The organism is Streptomyces sp. NPDC058671 (genome assembly GCF_042716475.1).
GTDB lineage: Bacteria > Actinomycetota > Actinomycetes > Streptomycetales > Streptomycetaceae > Streptomyces.
In genome coordinates, this window is record NZ_JBHXSA010000020.1 from 1 (window position 1) to 18,536 (window position 18,536).

Below are 18,536 nucleotides of genomic sequence, written 5' to 3' on the forward strand. Positions count from 1 at the left end.
GTCCCGGGGCGGCTTCCCGTGCGCGCGGGCGCCGGACGCTCAGGGTCTGAGGCTGGAGACGACGTCGGCGGTCGCGGCGACGCCGTTGTGGATGGTGGGCGCCATGCTGGTGCCGGCGAGGAAGAAGCCGAGCAGGAGGCAGACGAGGGCGTGCGTGAGCTTGAGCCCGCCGCTCCGCAAAAAGATCACGGCCAGGATCAGCAGCAGCACCAGGACAGAAATGGAAACGGCCATCGCTCTCACGTCCTTCTTGCGCCGCACCGGAATTGCGGCGTTCGGCGGACAGTGTGGCGGAATGTACGGTCCGTCCGGGCGTATGGCGGGGCGCCCATACGGGTGAGGTTGGGCCGGGCTCAGTCGCCGGGGGCCCCGGGCAGGCAGTCCTTCCACTCCACCGTACGGTCGCACCACCGGGTCAGCAGGACGCGGTCGTGGCCGACGGCGAGGAGTCCGGCGCCGGTGTCGGCGCGGTAGGTCTCGACGGCGGCGACCAGGGCGGCCGTGGTGGAGGCGTCGAGCATCGCGGTCATCTCGTCGCAGATCAGCCATCGGGGCCGCAGGGTCAACGCGCGGGCGAGGCAGGCGCGTTGGAGCTGTCCGTCGCTGACCTCGTGGGGGCGGCGGGTGAGCAGGTCGCCGGTGAGTCCGACGGCCGGGGCGAGTTCGGCGACCCGGTCGGCGGCCTCGGCGCGGCGGCCGGTGGCGCGCAGCGGTTCGGCGATCAGGTCGGCGAGGGTGAGGCGCGGGTCGGCGGCGGTGCGGGGCTGCTGGAAGACGACGCCGACGGCGGTGCGCAGTGCGCGCGGGGCGCGGTGGCGCCAGGCCCGGACCTCGGTCCCGTCGAGGACGAGGCGGCCCGTCTCCGGGCGGTGGAGGAGGGCGGCGACGCGGGCGAGGGTGGACTTGCCGCAGCCGCTGGGGCCGAGGAGCCCGACGGACTCGCCGGGGGCGACGGTGAGCGAGGCGCCCCGGAAGACGGGGTCGCGGCGGTCGTATCCGGCGGTGACGTCGTCGAGTTCAAGCACGGGGGTGCTCCGGGTGGTGGCAGGCCACGCCGGCGGTGACGGCGGGCGGGGTGGCGCAGAGTGCGGTGGCGCGGGGACAGCGTGGGGCGAAGGCGCAGCCCTCGGGCAGTGCGGAGAGTTCCGGGGGCATGCCGGGGATCGGGGTGAACGCCCGGTCGGGGAGGGCGTCCAGGAGGCCGCGGGCGTAGGGGTGGCGGGGTCCTGTGGGGCCGAAGAAGCGGGGGGCCGGGGTGATCTCCACGATGCGGCCCGCGTACATGACGGCGACGCGGTCGGCGATGCGTTCGGCGGCGGCGAGGTCGTGGGTGATGAGGAGCAGGCCTCGGCCGTCGTCGGCGTGGCGCCGCAGTTCGTCGACGGTGCGGTCGACGAGGTCGCGGTCGAGGCCGGTGGTGGGTTCGTCGGCGAGCAGCAGGGGGGCGTCGCCGATGAGGGCGAGGGCGGTGGCGGCGCGCTGGGCGAGGCCGCCGGAGAGTTCGTGGGGGTACCGGTCGAGGTGTCCGGCGGGGAAGGCGGCCCGTTCCGCGGCGTCCTCCGCGGCCTTCCGCCGGGCGCGGCGGGAGGTGCCGGTGAGGGCGCGCACGGTCTCCTCCAGCTGGGACCGTACGGTGCGGACGGGGGTGAGGTGGGCGGCGGGGCTCTGCGGTACGAGGCCGACGCGGCGGCCCCGTACGGTCCGGGCGAGGGCCTTCTCGTCGGCGGCGAGCAGGTCGGTGCCGTCCAGCCACGCCGTACCGGAGGTCTCGGCGTTGCCGGGGAGGAGCCCGAGGAGGGCGGAGGCGAGGACGGACTTGCCGCAGCCGCTCTCGCCGACGAGGGCGAGGCACTCCCCGGCCGCCAGGTCGAAGTCGGCGCCGGTGACGGCGGCGACGGACCGGCCGCCGCTCAGCCGGAAGCGGACGGTGAGGTCGCGGACGCTGAGGACGGCGTCCTCGGCCCGTTCGGCGGTGACGGCGTCGAGGGCGCGCAGGACCCTGCCCTGCGGCGCGAGGGGGGCGTTCACAGCATCAGCTCCGATCGGCGGCGCGGATTGAGCCGGTCCCGCCACACGCCCGCGAGGCCGGCGATGGCGAGGGTCGGGACGATGAGGAGGAGGCCGGGGAAGAGGGTGGGCCACCAGTCCCCGGCGAGCAGCGAGGAGCGCGCGTTCTGCACGAGGTTGCCGAGGCTGGCCTGGTGGCTGGGCAGGCCGAGGCCGAGGAAGGACAGCGCGGACTCGTGCCACATGGCGTGCGGGACCATCAGGACGGCGGCGAGCCCGGCCTGCGGCAGGACGGCGGGCAGCAGATGGCGGACGGTGACGCGCCACCGCGAGGCGCCTCCGGAGACGGCGGCGTCGACGTAGGGGCGGGTGCGCAGGGAGAGGACCTCGGAGCGCACGATGCGGGCGGTGGAGAGCCAGTGGGTGACGGCGACGGAGGCGATGACGGGCCAGACGCCGGGCCGGAAGAGGGCGACGACGAAGATGCCGAGCAGCAGGTGCGGTACGGAGGAGAAGGCGTCGACGAGCCGCATGAGGCAGCGGTCGGCCCAGCCGCCGAGCGCACCGGCGGCCGCTCCGACGGCGGTGCCGACGACGGTGGCGACGAGCGCGGCGACGAGTCCGACGAGGAGTGAGATCCGCAGGCCGTAGACGCAGCGCAGGAGGAGGTCACGGCCGAGGTCGTCGGTGCCGAAGGGGTGGTCGGGGGACGGCGGGAGGAGCTTGCGCGAGAGGTCGACGGCCTGTTCGTCGAGCTGGACGAGCGGCGGCACGAGCAGCACGGCGAGGAGGACGACGCCGACGGTCAGGACGGAGCTCCACAGCCGCAGGCGGTGGGTGCGCGGGTCAGCCATCGAAGCCCACCCTCGGGTCGGCGAGTCCGTACAGCAGGTCGGAGAGCAGGTTGCCGAGGAGGACGGCCGCGGTGGCGAGCACGGTGAGCGCGGCGAGCAGCGGGAAGTCCACGGAGGTGGCGGCCGTGACGGTCGCGGCGGCGATGCCGGGCCAGCTGAAGACGGTCTCCACGAGCAGGGCGCCGGTGATGAGCTCGGGGACGCGGGATCCGACGAGGGTGAGCATGGGCAGCATTCCGGAGCGGAGGGCGTGGCCGGTGAGCACGGTGCGTTCGCTCAGACCGCGGGCGCGGGCGCCGCGCACGGGGTCCTCGTCGAGGGCGTCGCCGACGCCCTGGCGGACGTACAGGAAGAACCAGGGCAGCTGGGAGACGCCGAGGACGAGCGCGGGCAGGACGAGGTGGTGGGCGACCTGGTCGAGGGTGACGGTGTCGCTCGCGGTGTCGGTGAGGCCGCCGGCCGGAAGGACGCCCAGCTTCAGGGCGAAGAACCAGATGGCGAGGAGGCCGAGCCAGAAGGCGGGGGCGGCTTCCAGGGTGTACGCGACGGAGCTGACGGCCCGGTCGAGGAGGCCGCCGCGGCGGCGGCCCGCGAGGACGCCGAGGAGGGTGCCGAGGGCGATGGCGACGAGGAAGGCGGTGACGGCCAGGAGGACGGACCAGCCGAGGCGTTCCCCGATGACCTCGGCGACGGGCCGGCGCATGACGGAGGAGTCGCCGAGGTCGCCGCCGAGGGCGGAGGTGAGCCACTCCCACCAGCGGGTGAGGAGGGGGCGGTCGGCGCCGAGGTTGGCGCGGAGCTGGTCGAGGTTCTCCTGCGAGGCGGTGAGTCCCGCGGTGCCCGCGTAGGCCTTGACGGGGTCGAAGGGGGAGGCTTCGGCGACGGCGAACACCGCGAAGGTGACGCCGAGGAGGACGGGGACGGCGGCGAGGAGGCGCCGTCCCGTCATCCGGGCCATGGCCCCCCAGGGGAGGCGGCGCTTCACTTCCGCACCGCTCCGGCCTGCTTGGGCTTCCAGCTCTGGACGTTCCACCAGGGGCCGGAGGCGAGGCCGTGGTCGTGCGGCTCGACCTGGGTGCTCGGCCCGTCCCAGGAGTCGGCGACGACGTAGAGGTGGTCGATGTGGGTGAGGAAGGTGTAGCCGGGGTTCTTCACCAGTTCCCGCTGGACGGTGTCGTACGCGGCGCGGCGCTCGGCGGGGTCGTTCGTACGGCGGCCGGCCTCCAGGGCGCGGTCGACGGTCTTGTTGTCGTACCAGGCCATGTTGTTGAAGCCGTCGCCGCCGAGGGAGGACGTGAGGAGCAGGTACTGGTCGAAGTCGGGGTCACCGGGCGAGCCGCCGCCCGCGAGGACGGCGTCGGTCTTCATCCGGGGCTCGATGACCTCCCAGGTGCCGGCCTGGGCCGTGATGTCGATGCCGGCCTTCTTGGCGTCGGAGACGTAGGCGAGGGCGTGGTCCTGGCGGAGCTTGTCGCCGGAGAGGTACCAGAGCGGGAAGGCGGCGCGGACGCCGTTCCTGACGCGGATGCCGTCGGGGCCGGGCTTCCAGCCGGCCTCGTCGAGGATCTTTTGCGCGCCGGCGAGGTCGTGGCGGCGTTCGGTGCCCTTGGTGAACCAGGGACTGTCGGTGGGCACGGGTCCGTAGGCGGGCTTTCCGGCCCCTTCGAGGATCTTGTCGACCATGGCCCGGCGGTCGACGGCGATGTCGAGGGCGCGGCGGACGGCGGTGTCGCCGGTCACGCGGTGGTGGGTCGGGAGGGTGACCGTGCGGTAGTCGTAGGTCGTGGCCGCCCAGGTCTTCTTCGTCCTGTCGTTCTCGAAGCCGGCGGCGAGGTTGGGCGGCAGGACCGCCCCGTCGAGGTCGCCGGCGCGCAGCCGGGTGGCGCGGACGTCGTCGTCCTTGATGATCGCCATGGTGAACTTCTTCACCTGCGGCGCGCCGTTCCAGTAGGTCGGGTTGGCGGCGAAGCTGAGCTTCTCGCCCTTGGACCAGCCGGTGAGGACGTACGGGCCGGTGCCTATCGGCTTGGTGGTGAAGGCGCCGGTGTTGACGTCCTGCTTCGCGGCGACGTGCTCGGGGGCGATGGCGTGGACGGTGCGCTCGGCGAAGGGGGCGTACGGGTACTTGAGCCGGAAGACGACGGTGTCGTCGCCGACCGCCTCGACGCTCTTGAGGGCGTCGAGCTCGGTGCGGGAGGCGTTGTTCGTCATCGGATCGAGGATCGTCCGGTAGGTGAAGACGACGTCCTTCGCGGTGAAGGGGGCACCGTCGCTGAAGGTGACTCCGTCGCGGAGGGTGTACGTGTACGTGAGGCCGCCGTCGCCGACGCGGGGCAGCGCGGCGGCGAGCGCGGGCCGCAGCCTCATGTCGGCGTCGAAGGCGAGGAGCCCGTCGAAGATCTTGGAGTTGCCGTCCTTGCCGTAGCCGAGGAGCGGGCTGAGGGTCTCGGGCTCGTAGGCGATGCCGACGACCGCGGAATCCTTGGGTCCGCCGGCGCCCCCGGCAGGGGAGCCGGGGTTCGTGCAGGCCGCCGCGGTGAGGGCCAGGGCCCCCGCGAGTGTCGCGGCGGCCGTGCCGCGGAGGGATCGGGCGGTCATCGTGTCCACACCTCTTTGAAGATCAACTGTTATTGCGAACAGCTTGCAATTAAACAGTATGTAAAGGGGTGTGGACACGGGGGCCCCTTACAAAGGCGGCGCCAGGCCGACCAGGGCGGCGATCGCGTCCTGATGCCGGCCGGCCGACCCCAGAGCGATCTGGTCGGACTTCGCCCGCTTGAGCACCAGATGCGCGGGGTGCTCCCAGGTCATGCCGATCCCGCCGTGCAGCTGGACGCACTCCTCGGCGGCCCGGACGGCCACCTTCGAGCAGTACGCCTGGGCTACGGCCACGATCAGCGGCGCGTCCTCGCTGCCGGTGGCGAGCGCGTCCGCGGCAGCCCTCGCGGCCGCCCTGGCGCCGACCAGGTCCAGCCAGAGCTGGGCCATGCGGTGCTTCAGGGCCTGGAAGGAGCCGACCGGCCGGTTGAACTGGTGGCGCTCACGGGTGTGGCGGACGGTCTCCTCCAGGCACCACTCGGCAAGGCCGAGCTGCTCGGAGGCGAGGAGGCCGGCCCCGGCGAGGAGCCCGCGCCGGACCGCGGCACGGCCCGCCTCGGGACCCGCGAGCCGGGTGCCGCTCCCGGCCGGGGTGGTCACCCGGGCCAACGGCCGGGTGAGGTCCAGCGGGGTCTGCGGCTCGACCGAGGCCTCCCCGGCGGGGACGGCGTACAGCCCGTCGGCGCGGGGGACGAGGAAGACGTCGGCCGCGGCGGCGTCGGCGACGCCGGCCGTGGAGGTGGCGGCGACGCCGGCCGTGGAGGTGGCGGCTGGCACGGCGGCGTCGGCGGAGGCCCCGGTGGCGCCGGTCCCGGCGGCGGTCCCCGCCCCGTCGGCCGCCGCCGTGGCGGCCGCGAGCTGCGGCCCGGTGTCCGGTGCGGTGGAGAGCGGTACGGCGAGGACCGCGACCGCGCGACCGCTCGCCAGGTCCGCGAGCAGTTCGGCCGCCGCCCCGCTCTCACCGGCGAGCGCGAGCAGGGTCTCGGTGGCCACCACCGCGCTCGTGAGGTACGGCAGCGGGGTCACCGCACGGCCGAGCTCCTCCAGGACCACGGCGGCCTCGCGGTGGCTCGCGCCCTGGCCGCCGAGCTTCTCGGGGACGAGCAGGCCGGCGGCCCCGATGTCGGTGGCGAGGGACTTCCACACGCCGGGGACGTACGGGCTGTCCGTCTCGATCCGGCCGAGGAGGGTCTGGTGGCCGGCCCGGTCGGCCAGGAGGGCGCGCACGGCGGCCCGCAGGTCGTCCTCGGTCTCGGAGTAGAGGAGGTCGAGCGGCTGTTCCGTCGGTTCCGTCACGTCGGTCATCGGGCGAGGTCCTTCCAGGCGACGTCCTTGTCGTTACGGGGCTCGGGCGGCAGGCCGAGGACCCGCTCGGCGACGATGTTGAGCAGCACCTCGCTGGTGCCGCCCTCGATCGAGTTGCCCTTGGACCGCAGATAGCGGTAGCCGGCGTCGCGGCCGGTGAAGTCCACGAGGTCGGGGCGGCGCATCTCCCACTCCCCGTACAGCAGCCCCTCGTCACCGAGGAGTTCGACCTCCAGGCCGCTGATGGCCTGGTTGAGGCGGGCGAAGGCCAGCTTCATCGCGCTGCCCTCGGGACCGGGCCGGCCCGCGACGAGCTGCTGCCGGAGCCGCTCCCCCGCGAGCCTGGCCACCTCGGCGTCGACCCAGTGGTCGAGGAGGCGCCGGTGCAGGTCGTGGGTGCGCAGCTCCGGCCGCTCGCGCCAGGTCGCGGCGATCTTCCCGATCATTCCGCCCTCGCGGGGGATGCGGGCGCCGCCGATGGAGACCCGCTCGTTCATGAGGGTGGTCTGGGCGACCCGCCAGCCGTCGCCGACCTCGCCGAGGCGGTGCGCGTCGGGGATGCGGACCCCGGTGAGGAACACCTCGTTGAACTCGGCCTCGCCGGTGATCTGGCGCAGCGGCCTGACCTCCACGCCGGGATCCGTCATGTCGCAGACGAAGTAGGTGATGCCCCGGTGCTTGGGCGCGTCCGGGTCGGTGCGGGCGATGAGGATGGCCCAGCGGGCCGTGTGGGCGCTGGACGTCCACACCTTCTGGCCGTCGACCACCCAGTCGTCGCCGTCCCGGACCGCCCGGGTGGCGAGGGCGGCGAGGTCGGAGCCCGCGCCGGGCTCGCTGAAGAGCTGGCACCACACCTCCTCCCCGACCCAGAGCGGGCGCAGGAAGCGCTGCCTGACCTCGTCGGAGCCGTGGGCGAGGACGGTGGGGGCGGCCATGCCGAGGCCGATGCCGATCTTGCGCGGGTCGTTGTCGGGGGCTCCCGCGGCGGCGAGTTCGGCGTCGACGACGGCCTGGAGCGGTCGGGGCGCGTCGAGTCCGCCGAGGCCGACCGGGTAGTGCACCCAGGCGAGTCCGGCGTCGAAGCGGGCGCGCAGGAACTCGGTGCGCTCGGTGGTGGCGGGCGGGTGCTCCTGGAGGAGCTTCCGTGTGCGGGCGCGGAGTTCGTCGGCTCGGGTCATGCGCGGGCTCCTTCCGGGAGGACCACGAGGCGGCCCGTGGTGGTGCCGTCGGCGACGCGCTGGACGGCGTCGGCCGCGCCGGCGAAGGGGACGCGTTCGCCGATGAGCGGCTTGATCACGCCCTTGGCCGCGTAGGCCGTGAGGGTCTCGTGGCAGCGTCCGATCGAGGCGGGGTCCTTCACGGCGTACAGGCCCCAGTGGAGACCGAGGACCGAGTAGTTCTTCACCAGGGCGTGGTTGAGGGCGGGGGCGGGGACGGTGCCGCTCGCGAAGCCGACGACGATGATGCGCCCCTCGAACGCGACGCACTTCGCGGACTGCTGGTAGGCGTCGCCGCCCACCGGGTCGTAGATCACGTCGGCGCCACGGCCGCCGGTGGCGGCCTTGACGGCGGCGACGACGTCCTCGGAACGCCGGTCGACGACCACGTCGCAGCCGAGCGCGCGGGCGACGGCGGCCTTCTCGGGTCCGCCGACGACGCCGATGACGGTGGCGCCGGCCGCCTTGCCGAGCTGGACGGCCGCGCTGCCGACGCCTCCGGCGGCGGCGTGGACCAGGAGGGTCTCGCCCTCCTTGAGGGCGGCCCTGCGGTGGAGGCCGAACCAGCCGGTCTGGTAGCCGATGTGGAGCGCGGCGGCCTCGGCGTCGTCGAGCGACTCGGGGGCCGGGAGCAGTCCGGCGGCGTCGGCGAGCACGTAGTCGGCGAAGCCGCCGTGCGGGAGGGCGGCGGTGGTGAGGACCCTGCGGCCGTCCTCGGTCTCGGCGCAGACCTCCACGCCGGGGGTGAAGGGCAGCGGGGGCCGCACCTGGTAGTGGCCGCGGCAGAGCAGCGCGTCGGGGAAGTTGACGTTCGCGGCGCGGACCTTGAGCAGGACCTGGCCGTCGCCGGGCGTGGGCGGTGTCACCTCCTCGCGGCGCATCACCGCGCCGGGTTCCCCGTTCTCGTACACACGCCATGCCTGCATCCGGAAGCCTCCTCCGTACCGAGCGGTCGGTGCATACTAAGCGGTCGCTTGCACTCGGGGGAACGGGGTCAGCCGGACTTCTTCGGGCGGGCCCGTACGTGCATCCGCTCCCCCTGCGGGCCGAAGAGGCTGAGGAACTCCACCGGCCCGTCCTCCGTCGGTCCGAACCAGTGCGGGACGCGGGTGTCGAACTCGGCCGCCTCGCCGGCCGTGAGGACGACGTCGTGCTCGCCGAGGACCAGCCGGAGCCTGCCCGAGAGCACGTACAGCCACTCGTAGCCCTCGTGGACGCGCGGCTCCGGCGACTCCGTCGGCTTCTCCTGGATCACCTTGTACGCCTGGAGGCCGCCGGGCTGCCGGGTCAGCGGGAACATCGTCCGGCCGTGGCGCACGATCGGCCTGGAGCGGACCCGGGGGTCGCCCGTCGCCGGGGCGCCGACCAGTTCGTCGAGAGGGACCTGATGGGCGCGGGCGAGCGGCAGGAGCAGTTCGAGGCTGGGTCTGCGCTGCCCGGACTCCAGGCGGGACAGGGTGCTCACGGAGATGCCGGTGGCGGCGGAGAGTTCGGCCAGGGTCACCCCGCGGTCGCGGCGGACGCGGCGGAGGCGGGGGCCGACGTCGTTCAGTACTTCGTCGATGCGGTCGTCTTCGGTCATGCGTCCAGTGTTGCAGAAACGGCAAGTACATTTGCCGTCACCCTCAGGCCCGAGCGACTCTCGTCCCATGAACACACACCTGGAGAACCTTCCTGACGGGTACGAGCCTGACGGGTACGAGGCCGTGGTGGTCGGCGGGGGCGCGGCCGGGCTCAGCGCCGCCCTGATCCTCGGCCGCTCCCTGCGGCGGACCCTGGTCGTCGACGCGGGCGAACCGCGCAACGCCCCCGCCGCGCACATGCAGGGCGTCCTGTCCCGGGACGGCATGAGCCCGACGGACTACCTGACGGCCGGGCGGGCCGAGATCGCCCGGTACGGGGTCGAGTGGCGGGCCGGCGAGGTGACGGGCGCGGCGCCGGACGGACGGGGCGGCTTCACCCTCACCCTGGCGGACGGGGACACCGTCGGCGCCCGGCGGCTCGTGGTCACCACCGGCCTCGTCGACGAACTGCCCGCGATCGACGGGCTCGCCGAACGGTGGGGGCGGGACGTGCTGCACTGCCCGTTCTGCCACGGCTGGGAGGTCCGCGACGAGCCCTTCGGGGTGATCGCCCACCCGGCGATGCCCGCGCACCAGGCGCTCATGGTCGCCCACTGGTCGAAGGACGTGACGCTGTTCCTCCACACCGCGGGTGAGCTGTCGGAGCACGACGCGGCCCTCCTCGACGCGGCGGGCGTCCGGGTCGAGCGGGGTGAGGTGGCGGGGCTCGTGGTGGAGGACGACCGGCTGACGGGGGTGCGGCTCGCGGACGGCCGGACGGTGGCCCGTTCGGTCCTCTTCGCCGGGGCTTCGCGGCTCGCGGCCCGCGACGGGGTGCTGCGGCAGCTCGGCGCGGAGCTGCGTGCCACGCCGTTCGGGGAGTTCGCGGTGGTGGACGAGACGGGCCGCACCAGCGTGCCCGGCGTGTGGGCGGCGGGGAACGTGACGGGGCCGACGGAACAGGTGGTCAACGCGGTGAGCCGCGGCTACCGGGCCGGCGCGGCCCTCCACGGCGAGCTGGTCCTCGCCGACCTGGAGGCGAAGGTGGCCGGTCGGCCGGTCGGATGAACCCCGACGGCTGGGGCTGCGCCGTACGGGCCGAGAGGCGAGGATCGGTCAGGGTGACCGAAGGCCGGAGGGGTCGTCAGGCACGGCTCCGAGGGCTCGCACGGCTCCCCCGGGACGACCGGCCCCGGTCGGCGGGTGCGGCGCGCGGCCCCGGCCGCGGACGACGGAAGGACAGGACACCTCCATGCTCGGAACGCAGTTCACCAAGGGCTCCCCCAACTGGCTCGACCTCGGCAGCCCCGACACGGAGGTGGCGGCGGCGTTCTACGGCGCCGTCCTCGGCTGGGAGTTCCGCTCCGCGGGACCCGACGCCGGGGGCTACGGCTTCTTCCAGCAGGACGGCAGCACGGTCGCCGCGCTGGGCCCGCTCACCGAGGAGGGCGCCCACAGCGCCTGGACGGTGTACTTCCAGACCCCGGACGCGGACGCCACCCAGCAGGCCGCGGAGGCGGCGGGCGGCACGGTGCGCCTCGCGGCCTTCGACGTCATGGACGCGGGGCGGATGGCCGCCCTCACCGACCCCGCCGGCGCCCAGTTCGCGATCTGGCAGCCCGGCGGTGTCGAGGGCCTGGAGCGGACCTCGTCGACCAACACCCTGGTCTGGGCGGAACTGCACGTCCCCGACCCGGAGACCGTCCTCGGCTTCTACCGCACCCTGTTCGGCTGGCGGTGGACGGAGATGGAGGCGCCCGGCATGACGTACCGGGTCGTCTCCACCGCCGACGGAGACCAGCAGGACGCCTCCTTCGGCGGTGCCGCCGAACTCCAGGACGCCAGCGGGACCCCGCGCTGGATCCCGTACTTCGCGGTCGAGGACCCCGACGCGATCGCCACCTCCACCCAGGGCAACGGCGGTTCGGTCCTCATGCCCCCGGCCGACATCCCGGACGTCGGCCGCATCGCCTGGCTGGCCGACCCCTTCGGAGCCAACTTCGCGGTACTGAAGCCGGCGCCGGTGGGCTGAAGGGGCCGTACCGCGTCAGCGGGCGAAGAGTTCGAACGTCACCGCCGGGCGGGCGCCGAAGCGGGCCGAGGCCCGGGCGGTCGTCGTGGTGAGGAAGTCGCGGACGTACGTCTCCGGGGTCTCGTCCGTCAGGGCCTCGATGTAGGCGCGGTGGCAGAGGAGGGAGCGGATCGCGCGGTCCAGGCCGGGGGTCGCGTCGACCGCGTGGGTGGGGGTGCTGGAGGCCGCCACCGCGACCCAGCGGACGCCGGTCCAGGGCTCCAGGTCCTGGTCGGCGAGTTCGGGGAAGATCCAGCGGTTGCCGGCGTCGGCCGCCGCGTCGAGGGTGGCGCGGCCGACGGCCAGGTGGTCGGGGGTGTTCCAGGGCGCGCCCGGGCCGCCGCCCCAGGTGTCACGGTGGTTGAGAGTGACGACGAGTTCCGGGCGGTGGCGGCGGATCGCGGCGGTGATGTCGCGGCGCAGTCCGAGCCCGTACTCGATCACTCCGTCGCGGTGGTCGAGGAACTCGACCGTGTCCACGCCCACGACCGCCGCGCTCTCCCGCTGCTCCCGCTCGCGCAGCGGCCCGCAGACGTCGGGCGCGAGGGTGTCGATCCCGGCCTCGCCCCGGGTGGCGAGGACGTACACCACCTCCTTGCCGGCGTCCGTCCAGGCGGCGACGGCGGCCGCGCAGCCGTACTCCAGGTCGTCGGGGTGGGCGACGACGGCGAGGGCGCGCTGCCAGTCGTCGGGCATCTCCGCGAGGTCCAGGGCATCGTTTTCGATCATGGACGCAGGATACGGGTCGTCTCCGCGACCGTCGGGCGGGCGCGGTCCGTGACGACGAGCCGGGCGCCGGCTGCCGCGAGTTCCCTCTCGATGCCCTGGGGCACGCGGCTCGGGGCGCGCCTCGGTGCGTCGAGGGCGCGCCGCATCCTGCGCGGGAGGGGTCAGATCTCGCCCCGGCTGAGGGCGAGCAGCCGGTCGAGGACGCGCGGCCCGCCGGCCCGCACCCCGTCGTGCTCGAACTCGTCGGTGACCCAGGTCCGCAGGCCTCGTACGGTGCGGGCGGTTTCGAGGGAGTGGGCGGTGTCCACGTACATGTCGGCGTGGTAGACGGCGGCGGCGACGGGGACCCGGTTGGCGGCCAGGCGCTCGGGGTCGTAGAGCGGGGTCCAGTCGGTGCGGGCGGCGAGCAGTTCGGCGGTCTCGCGGAGCGGGCGCAGGGCGGGGTCGGTGGTGAAGTGCCAGGGGTGGACGGTCTCGCCGGTGAAGAGGAACGGTTCGCCTTCGGCGAGCGCGGCGCGGGCGTCGAACTCGGGGTGCTCGGCGCGGACGCGTTCGGCGGCCCAGTCGGTGGGGCCCTGCCCCTGGGCGTAGATGGCCTCGTGGAGCACGGCGTACAGCGGGTGTCCGGCGTACGACAGGTGGCCCTGGACCTGTTCCAGGAAGGCGTCGGCGAGGGCGGGTCCGCCGGGGGTGGGGACGAACGCTCCTTCCAGGAGCAGGTGGAGCTGGTGGGTTCCGTCGCCCGAGCCGAGGAGGATGCCGAGGGACTGGAAGGCCTCGGGGGTGAGGAGCCCTCCGCCGGGGAGGGTGACCTCGTGGTCGAGGAGGTGGGCGGCGACGGCGCGGGCCCGTTCGGCGTCCTGCGGGTAGCGGGCGAAGTGCGCTTCGTTCTTGCGCCGGATACGGGGGAAGGCGGCGCGGTAGACGTCGTCGGCGGTGGCGTACAGGGAGGGCAGGCCGCCGGTGACGAGGACCCGTTCCAGGCCCTCGGGGGCGGTGGACAGGTAGTGGGTGGCACAGAACCCGCCGAAGCTCTGGCCGAGGACGGTCCAGGGGGCGCCGCCGGTGAGCCGTCGGCGGATGATCTCGCAGTCCTTGACGATGGAGTCGGCGCGGAAGTGGGTGAGGTACTCGGCCTGCTCGGCGGGGGCGCCCCGCAGCGGCAGGGTCTGGCGGTTGGCCGGGGTGGAGCGGCCGGTGCCCCGCTGGTCGAGGAGGAGGACGCGGAACTCCTCGACGGCCCGGCCGAGCCAGGCCTGCGGGCCGATGAAGCGGCGGGCTCCGAAACCGGGCCCGCCCTCCAGGTAGACCAGCCAGGGGAGCCCCTCCCGGCTCGTGTCGGCGTTTCCGCTCGCGACGACCTCACGGCCGAAGACCTCGATGCGCTCGCCGTCGGGACGGGAGTGGTCGAGGGGGACGGGGAAGCGGTGGTCGGTGAGGACGAGTCCCGGCTGCCGGTAGGTGGTCACGCTGTTCCCGCTCCTGTTCGGTACGCCCCCGCGAGGACAGTGGATCACACGGCGGGGGCGTACCGGGGGCGGGGAGCCTCGGCGGCTCCGGAGTGTCAGCGGGCCGGGGTCAGGAGGTGGGGAAGTCGTCCGCCGTCCTGACGCGGTCCCGGATCCAGACGCCGGCGGGCTTCAGGGAGCCGGTGCCGGCCCAGGGTCCGCCGGCGGCGCACGTGCCCTCCTTGAAGACGGCGCCGCTGCGGTGGTCGTCGGAGTAGTTCCAGTTGACCCAGCTGATCTTCTTGGCGGCCATGAGGTCGAGGTACCTCTGGGTCATGGCGAAGTCGTTCGCGCCCTCGCCGGCGTAGTTCTGGGTGCCGAACTCGGTGACGAAGACGGGCAGTTTGTCGGCGGCGCGGGAGAGGGTGGCCAGGTACTCGTCCCGGTGCGAGGAGGCGTAGAAGTGGAAGGTGTACATGATGTTCGTGGCGTTCACCGGGTTGGACACGACCTCGGACTCGTTCGCGCCCTCGGAGACTCCGAACGAGGACCAGGCGCGCGTGCCGACGAGGACGGGGGTCGCGGCGTCCTTGGCGCGGATGACCGGGATGAGCTCCTCGGCGTAGCTCTTGATCCGGGACCAGGCGACGCCGCTGGGCTCGTTGGCGATCTCGTAGAGCAGGTTGGTCTTGGCGTGGTGGCGCTGGGCGATCTCGGTGAAGAAGGTCTTGGCGCGGGCGAGGTTGTGGTGCGGGTCGCCCGGGTCGAGCATGTGCCAGTCGACGATCACGTACATCCCGCGTGCGGTGGCCTGCTCGATGAGGGAGTGGGCGAGGTCGGTGTACTTGCGGGGGTCGGTCTCGTAGCCGTCCTCCTGGACGTAGGTGGAGACGCGCAGGACGTCGGCGTTCCAGTCCTTGGCGAGGGCGTCGAGCGACCCGCCGGTCAGGCACTGGCCGTACCACTGGGTGCCGTGGCTGGACATGCCGCGCAGCTGGATCGGCTTGCCGTAGCGGTTGCAGAGCTTGGTGCCGCAGACCTTGAGCCGGCCGTTGACCGCGGCCGGGGTGGTGCCGGTGGGCGGCGGGGTGACGGCCTGGTCGACGGTGAGGTGGTCGACGTTGGGGCCGCCGTTGGCGGTGGTGGCGGTGGCGCGGACGGTGTTGGCGCCTGCCGTGAGGGTGGTGGTGACGGTGGTGGTGGCCCAGCTGGACCAGGCACCGGTGCCGGCGAAGGACGTGCCGGAGGCGGCGACGGCCCCGTTGACGGAGATGTCCATGGGGCGGTCGGTGGTGGTGCCGTTGGCGTAGCGCAGAGTGAGGGTCGCGGGGCCGGCCTGGGCCGCGTTGACGTTCCACTGGACATGACTGCCGACGGCGTTGTCGTAGTTGACGAATCCGCCGCCGGTGTATCCGGCGTGGTTGGATTCGACGAGGCCCCGGGAGACGGTGGCCGTCTCGGCCTCGTGGGTGACGGGGGCGGCGCTCGCGGTGGGTGGCGCCGTGGCGAGGCCGACGAGCAGGGCGCCGAGGGCGGTTCCGGCGACGCCGAGGCGTCGGAGGCGGGGTCGTACGGATCGTGCCGAAGTCATGGGGGTCTCCACGGAACGATGAACGCGGACTGGAAGGAAACTTTCCTAACGGATGAATAGCAGGGACGCCGACCGCCTCGCAAGGGTCATGACAAGAGACGCTGTTCAGCGGGCTGACGACACGTCCGCGGCCGCTCAGCGCGTGACCAGGCCCCGGTCCACGAGGTAGTTCCGTGCGACGTCCTCCGGGAGGCGACGCCAGCTGTCCACCTGTTCGTTGAGATGTGCCAGGTCGGCCGTGGTCAGGACCGTGTTGAGGCGGGCAAGCGCCCGGGTGACGCCCTCGTTCCCGGCCCGGGCGCGGTTCACCACGGGGACGATGTGATCGGCGTTCTGCAGGTGCTTGTCGTCGGCGAGCAGGACGAGCCCGAAGTCGTCGAGCGTGGCATCGGTGGTCGTGGTGAGCACCATCTGGTCCTGACCGTTCTGGACGGCCTGCTTGGCCGGGGTGGTGCCGACGCCCTTGGGGTCCACGGCGGTCACGTCGATGCCGTAGACCTTCTCCAGACCGGGTGCGCAGTACGGCCGCCGGACGCATTCGTCCCCGGCCGCGAGTCGGACGGGGAGACCGGTGGCACCGAGGTCGCTGAGGGTCTTCAGCCGGTGCTCGGCGGCGAACGCGGCGGTCACCGCGAAGGCGTTCTGGTCGACGGCGCGGCCCGCGTCGAGGACGGTGAGCCCGCGCGGCCCCGCGAGCGCGCGGAGCGCGGTCATGGTCGCGCCCAGGTCGGGCGAGCCGACGGTCGGCGCGTCCGCCCCGTTGACCTTGGCGTTCAGCCAGTCCGCGAAGGTCGCCGCGTACTCCGGTACGACATCGATCTGACCCTGCTCCAGGGCGGGTTCGTACAGCTCGCGGTTGGTGACGGAGAGGATCTTCGTCCGGTGACCGGCCTCCTGGAGCAGCAGGGCGTACATCTGGGCGAGCAGGTCGCTCTCGGTGAACCCGGCCGAGCCGACGGTCAGCCGCCGGCTGTCGCCCGGCGCGGCCGTCACCGCGTCCCGGTCCTCCAGGGACGGCCCCGTGGCACAGCCGGTGGCGCCCACGAGGAGGCAGACGGCCGGCACGAGGCCCCGCCGCCGTCTCACGCCCCACTCCCCCGCGCCCCGCCGGGCACCAGACGTCGAACGGCCTCGAAGACGCCCTCCACGAGGAGCGCGAGCACCGCGACGAGACAGGCGCCCGCGACGACCTGCGGCGTGGAGGCGAGGTTGAACCCGGCGGTGATGATCCGGCCGAGCCCGCCCCCGCCGGCGAGGGCGGCCACCGTGGCGGTGGCGACGAGCTGGACGGCGGCGATCCGTACGCCGGTGAGGACCAGGGGCAGCGCGAGCGGCAGTTCGACCCGGGCCAGGGTCTGACCTCCCGTCATGCCCATGCCCCGGGCGGCCCGTACGACATCGGCGTCGACGCCCCGGATCCCCACGTACGCGTTGGTCAGCAGCGGAGGCACGGCGAACAGGACGAGGGCGATGATCGTCGGCCAGTCGCCGTACGAGCCGATCGGACTGAGCAGCAGCAGCACGAGGACCGCGAAGGTGGGGACGGCCCGGCCGGCGTTGGAGACGTTCACCGCGAGCGTGCCGCCCTTCCCCAGATGCCCGAGGACGAGGGCGACCGGCAGGGCGATCGCGCAGCTGATGACCAGGGAGACGACGGTGAGGAGGAGGTGCTCGCCGAGCCGGTGCCAGACGCCGTTCTCGCCGGACCAGTGCGCGGCCGTGGTCAGCCAGGACCAGGTGTCGGCGAGGGTGGTCACGCCGCCCGCCCCCGGGTCCAGGGGGTGAGCAGGCGCTGTGCGCCGAGGAGGATCAGGTCGGCGACGACGGCGATGAGGACGCAGAGCACGGAGGCGGTGAGGACCTGGGCCTTGAAGTAGGTGTTCATCCCCGCGTAGATCAGGTTGCCGAGGCCGCCGTGGCCGACGATCGCACCGATGGTGACGAGGGAGACGGCGGAGACGGCGGCGATCCTCAGCCCGGCCATGGCCGCGGGCAGGGCGAGCGGCAGCTCGACGGCGAGAAGGAGCCGGACCGGCCCGTACCCGAGGCCGCGCGCCGCCTGCCGGGTCTCCTCGGGGACCGCGCGGAGTCCGGCGAGGATGTTCCGGACGAGGAGGGTGAGGGAGTACAGGACGAGGCCGGCGACGACCAGGGCGGCGGACAGGCCGTACACGGGCAGGAGCAGTGAGAACATCGCGAGCGCCGGGATCGTGTACAGGAGCGTGGTGACCCCGAGGACCGGGCCCGCCGCCCAGCGCCAGCGGCGGGCGGCGACCGCGAGGGGCAGGGCGATGAGCAGGCCGAGGGCGACGGAGACGCCGGTCAGCTGGAGGTGCTGGACGACGGCGTCGGTGAGGATCTCGCTCCGGGTGGACAGATAGGCGCCGCAGATCCACTCGTTGCGGGCGAGGCAGTCGTCGGGCGGCGCGATCACCCTCCCATTCGAGGCGGAACGGGGCTGCCGCGCATCTGGGCCGGTCCGTTCGGGTCGGCGGGCCGTGACGCGGTCGGCGGTGACGCGGCAGACGGTGACGCGGCGGGCCGGGGTTCGGTCGGCTGTGTCCCGTCTGCCGGCGTTCGGTCAGTCGTGTGCGGTCAGCCGGGGTTCGGTCAGCCGTGTGCGGCCTGCCGGGGTTCGGTCGGCCCCGGTCCGGTCAGCCGTGACGCGGTCAGCCGTGGTCCTGGAGCACCGAGAGGACGTTGCCCGCCGGGTCCGTGAACCAGGCGATGGCCGGCCCGCCCTCGACCCTCATGACGCCCTTGTCGTCGGTCTCGAAGTCCGGATAGCGCTCCAGGGTCACTCCGCGACCGGTCAGCTCGTCGACGGCTCCGTCGATGTCGTCGACCTCGAAGTTGAGGATCGTGAAGGTGGCGGGGGTGTGGTCGTCCTTGGGGTAGACGAAGATCCGGGTCCCCCCGGCCAGGGTGAGGAAGAGCATCCGCATGTCCCCCTCCCCCTCCTCCTCCACCGTCAGGCCGAGGGTCTCGCCGTAGAAGCGCCGGGCGGCGTCGAGGTCGTCGACCGAGAAGCCGCTGAACGCGGAGGTTTCGCCGAACATGACGTGCTCCCTTCCGGGGGCCTGGTCCGAGGCACCCCTTCCAGGATCCGCCGATCGGCCGGACTCCGCCGCCCGTCGGGGCGCGGAGTCCGTAC

The 18,536-nt window shown here is 73.5% G+C and carries 19 protein-coding genes; 2 read left to right on the top strand and 17 right to left on the bottom strand.

Annotation, left to right across the window (positions count from 1 at the left end; translation table 11 throughout):
* Positions 1–39 precede the first annotated feature (39 nt).
* The 10 genes from ACFWV2_RS23735 to ACFWV2_RS23780 form a co-directional block, all read right to left on the bottom strand.
* Positions 40–234 (bottom strand): hypothetical protein, encoded by a 195-nt coding sequence (locus tag ACFWV2_RS23735; protein ID WP_384407390.1) that lies wholly within the window; start codon positions 232–234, stop codon positions 40–42.
* 119 nt (positions 235–353) lie between these two features.
* A complete protein-coding gene (locus ACFWV2_RS23740) occupies positions 354–1,025 on the bottom strand; it encodes an ABC transporter ATP-binding protein (protein ID WP_384407392.1) in 672 nt (223 codons plus the stop codon).
* A complete protein-coding gene (locus tag ACFWV2_RS23745; RefSeq protein WP_384407650.1) occupies positions 1,018–1,995 on the bottom strand; it encodes an ABC transporter ATP-binding protein in 978 nt (325 codons plus the stop codon). Before ACFWV2_RS23745 ends, ACFWV2_RS23740 begins: the two co-directional genes overlap by 8 nt.
* Before the next feature lie 29 nt (positions 1,996–2,024).
* Positions 2,025–2,861 (bottom strand): ABC transporter permease, encoded by an 837-nt coding sequence (locus ACFWV2_RS23750; protein WP_384407394.1) that lies wholly within the window; start codon positions 2,859–2,861, stop codon positions 2,025–2,027.
* Positions 2,854–3,846: an ABC transporter permease gene (locus tag ACFWV2_RS23755; RefSeq protein WP_384407396.1), complete on the bottom strand. Its 993-nt coding sequence runs from the start codon at positions 3,844–3,846 to the stop codon at positions 2,854–2,856. The genes ACFWV2_RS23750 and ACFWV2_RS23755 overlap by 8 nt, the downstream gene beginning before the upstream one ends.
* Entirely contained in the window at positions 3,843–5,459 is a 1,617-nt protein-coding gene (locus ACFWV2_RS23760) for an ABC transporter substrate-binding protein (RefSeq protein WP_384407398.1), read from the bottom strand. Before ACFWV2_RS23760 ends, ACFWV2_RS23755 begins: the two co-directional genes overlap by 4 nt.
* An 87-nt stretch (positions 5,460–5,546) precedes the next feature.
* Positions 5,547–6,764, bottom strand: a complete 1,218-nt coding sequence (locus ACFWV2_RS23765; protein WP_384407400.1) for an acyl-CoA dehydrogenase family protein — start codon at positions 6,762–6,764, stop codon at positions 5,547–5,549.
* Entirely contained in the window at positions 6,761–7,942 is a 1,182-nt protein-coding gene (locus ACFWV2_RS23770; RefSeq protein ID WP_384407402.1) for an acyl-CoA dehydrogenase family protein, read from the bottom strand. Before ACFWV2_RS23770 ends, ACFWV2_RS23765 begins: the two co-directional genes overlap by 4 nt.
* Positions 7,939–8,907 carry an NADPH:quinone oxidoreductase family protein gene (locus tag ACFWV2_RS23775; RefSeq protein WP_384407404.1) on the bottom strand — a complete coding sequence of 323 codons (969 nt, stop codon included), beginning with the start codon at positions 8,905–8,907 and terminating at the stop codon, positions 7,939–7,941. Before ACFWV2_RS23775 ends, ACFWV2_RS23770 begins: the two co-directional genes overlap by 4 nt.
* 68 nt (positions 8,908–8,975) lie before the next feature.
* Positions 8,976–9,563, bottom strand: coding sequence for a helix-turn-helix domain-containing protein (locus ACFWV2_RS23780; RefSeq protein WP_384407406.1), 588 nt, complete (start codon positions 9,561–9,563; stop codon positions 8,976–8,978).
* A 67-nt stretch (positions 9,564–9,630) separates the two neighbouring features.
* On the opposite strand from ACFWV2_RS23780, the gene ACFWV2_RS23785 reads away from it, so the two are divergent.
* Both ACFWV2_RS23785 and ACFWV2_RS23790 read left to right on the top strand, forming a co-directional pair.
* A complete protein-coding gene (locus ACFWV2_RS23785; RefSeq protein WP_384407408.1) occupies positions 9,631–10,611 on the top strand; it encodes an NAD(P)/FAD-dependent oxidoreductase in 981 nt (326 codons plus the stop codon).
* Positions 10,612–10,795: 184 nt separating this feature from the next.
* A complete protein-coding gene (locus ACFWV2_RS23790; protein ID WP_384407410.1) occupies positions 10,796–11,575 on the top strand; it encodes a VOC family protein in 780 nt (259 codons plus the stop codon).
* Between the two features lie 15 nt (positions 11,576–11,590).
* On the opposite strand, the gene ACFWV2_RS23795 is transcribed toward ACFWV2_RS23790, so the two are convergent.
* From ACFWV2_RS23795 to ACFWV2_RS23825, 7 genes are all read right to left on the bottom strand, one after another.
* Positions 11,591–12,343 (bottom strand): PIG-L deacetylase family protein, encoded by a 753-nt coding sequence (locus ACFWV2_RS23795; RefSeq protein ID WP_384407412.1) that lies wholly within the window; start codon positions 12,341–12,343, stop codon positions 11,591–11,593.
* A gap of 161 nt (positions 12,344–12,504) precedes the next feature.
* Entirely contained in the window at positions 12,505–13,812 is a 1,308-nt protein-coding gene (locus ACFWV2_RS23800; protein ID WP_384407414.1) for an alpha/beta fold hydrolase, read from the bottom strand.
* Between the two features lie 109 nt (positions 13,813–13,921).
* A complete protein-coding gene (locus tag ACFWV2_RS23805; RefSeq protein WP_384407416.1) occupies positions 13,922–15,382 on the bottom strand; it encodes a cellulase family glycosylhydrolase in 1,461 nt (486 codons plus the stop codon).
* A 135-nt stretch (positions 15,383–15,517) separates the two neighbouring features.
* On the bottom strand, positions 15,518–16,468 hold the full coding sequence (locus ACFWV2_RS23810) for an ABC transporter substrate-binding protein (RefSeq protein ID WP_384407418.1): 951 nt from the start codon (positions 16,466–16,468) through the stop codon (positions 15,518–15,520).
* A complete protein-coding gene (locus tag ACFWV2_RS23815) occupies positions 16,465–17,139 on the bottom strand; it encodes an ABC transporter permease (protein WP_384407420.1) in 675 nt (224 codons plus the stop codon). The genes ACFWV2_RS23810 and ACFWV2_RS23815 overlap by 4 nt, the downstream gene beginning before the upstream one ends.
* A complete protein-coding gene (locus tag ACFWV2_RS23820) occupies positions 17,136–17,816 on the bottom strand; it encodes an ABC transporter permease (protein ID WP_384407423.1) in 681 nt (226 codons plus the stop codon). Before ACFWV2_RS23820 ends, ACFWV2_RS23815 begins: the two co-directional genes overlap by 4 nt.
* A gap of 235 nt (positions 17,817–18,051) precedes the next feature.
* Positions 18,052–18,441, bottom strand: a complete 390-nt coding sequence (locus tag ACFWV2_RS23825) for a VOC family protein (protein WP_384407425.1) — start codon at positions 18,439–18,441, stop codon at positions 18,052–18,054.
* Positions 18,442–18,536 lie beyond the last annotated feature (95 nt).

Excerpts from the sequence above, each read along its gene's own strand:
- ACFWV2_RS23785 (WP_384407408.1), top strand. The coding sequence starts at position 9,631 with ATGAACACACACCTGGAGAACCTTCCTGACGGGTACGAGCCTGACGGG.
- ACFWV2_RS23770 (WP_384407402.1), bottom strand. The coding sequence starts at position 7,942 with ATGACCCGAGCCGACGAACTCCGCGCCCGCACACGGAAGCTCCTCCAG.
- ACFWV2_RS23805 (WP_384407416.1), bottom strand. The coding sequence starts at position 15,382 with ATGACTTCGGCACGATCCGTACGACCCCGCCTCCGACGCCTCGGCGTC.
- ACFWV2_RS23790 (WP_384407410.1), top strand. The coding sequence starts at position 10,796 with ATGCTCGGAACGCAGTTCACCAAGGGCTCCCCCAACTGGCTCGACCTC.
- ACFWV2_RS23735 (WP_384407390.1), bottom strand. The coding sequence starts at position 234 with ATGGCCGTTTCCATTTCTGTCCTGGTGCTGCTGCTGATCCTGGCCGTG.
- ACFWV2_RS23775 (WP_384407404.1), bottom strand. The coding sequence starts at position 8,907 with ATGCAGGCATGGCGTGTGTACGAGAACGGGGAACCCGGCGCGGTGATG.
- ACFWV2_RS23795 (WP_384407412.1), bottom strand. The coding sequence starts at position 12,343 with ATGATCGAAAACGATGCCCTGGACCTCGCGGAGATGCCCGACGACTGG.
- ACFWV2_RS23765 (WP_384407400.1), bottom strand. The coding sequence starts at position 6,764 with ATGACCGACGTGACGGAACCGACGGAACAGCCGCTCGACCTCCTCTAC.
- ACFWV2_RS23760 (WP_384407398.1), bottom strand. The coding sequence starts at position 5,459 with ATGACCGCCCGATCCCTCCGCGGCACGGCCGCCGCGACACTCGCGGGG.
- ACFWV2_RS23825 (WP_384407425.1), bottom strand. The coding sequence starts at position 18,441 with ATGTTCGGCGAAACCTCCGCGTTCAGCGGCTTCTCGGTCGACGACCTC.
- ACFWV2_RS23780 (WP_384407406.1), bottom strand. The coding sequence starts at position 9,563 with ATGACCGAAGACGACCGCATCGACGAAGTACTGAACGACGTCGGCCCC.
- ACFWV2_RS23750 (WP_384407394.1), bottom strand. The coding sequence starts at position 2,861 with ATGGCTGACCCGCGCACCCACCGCCTGCGGCTGTGGAGCTCCGTCCTG.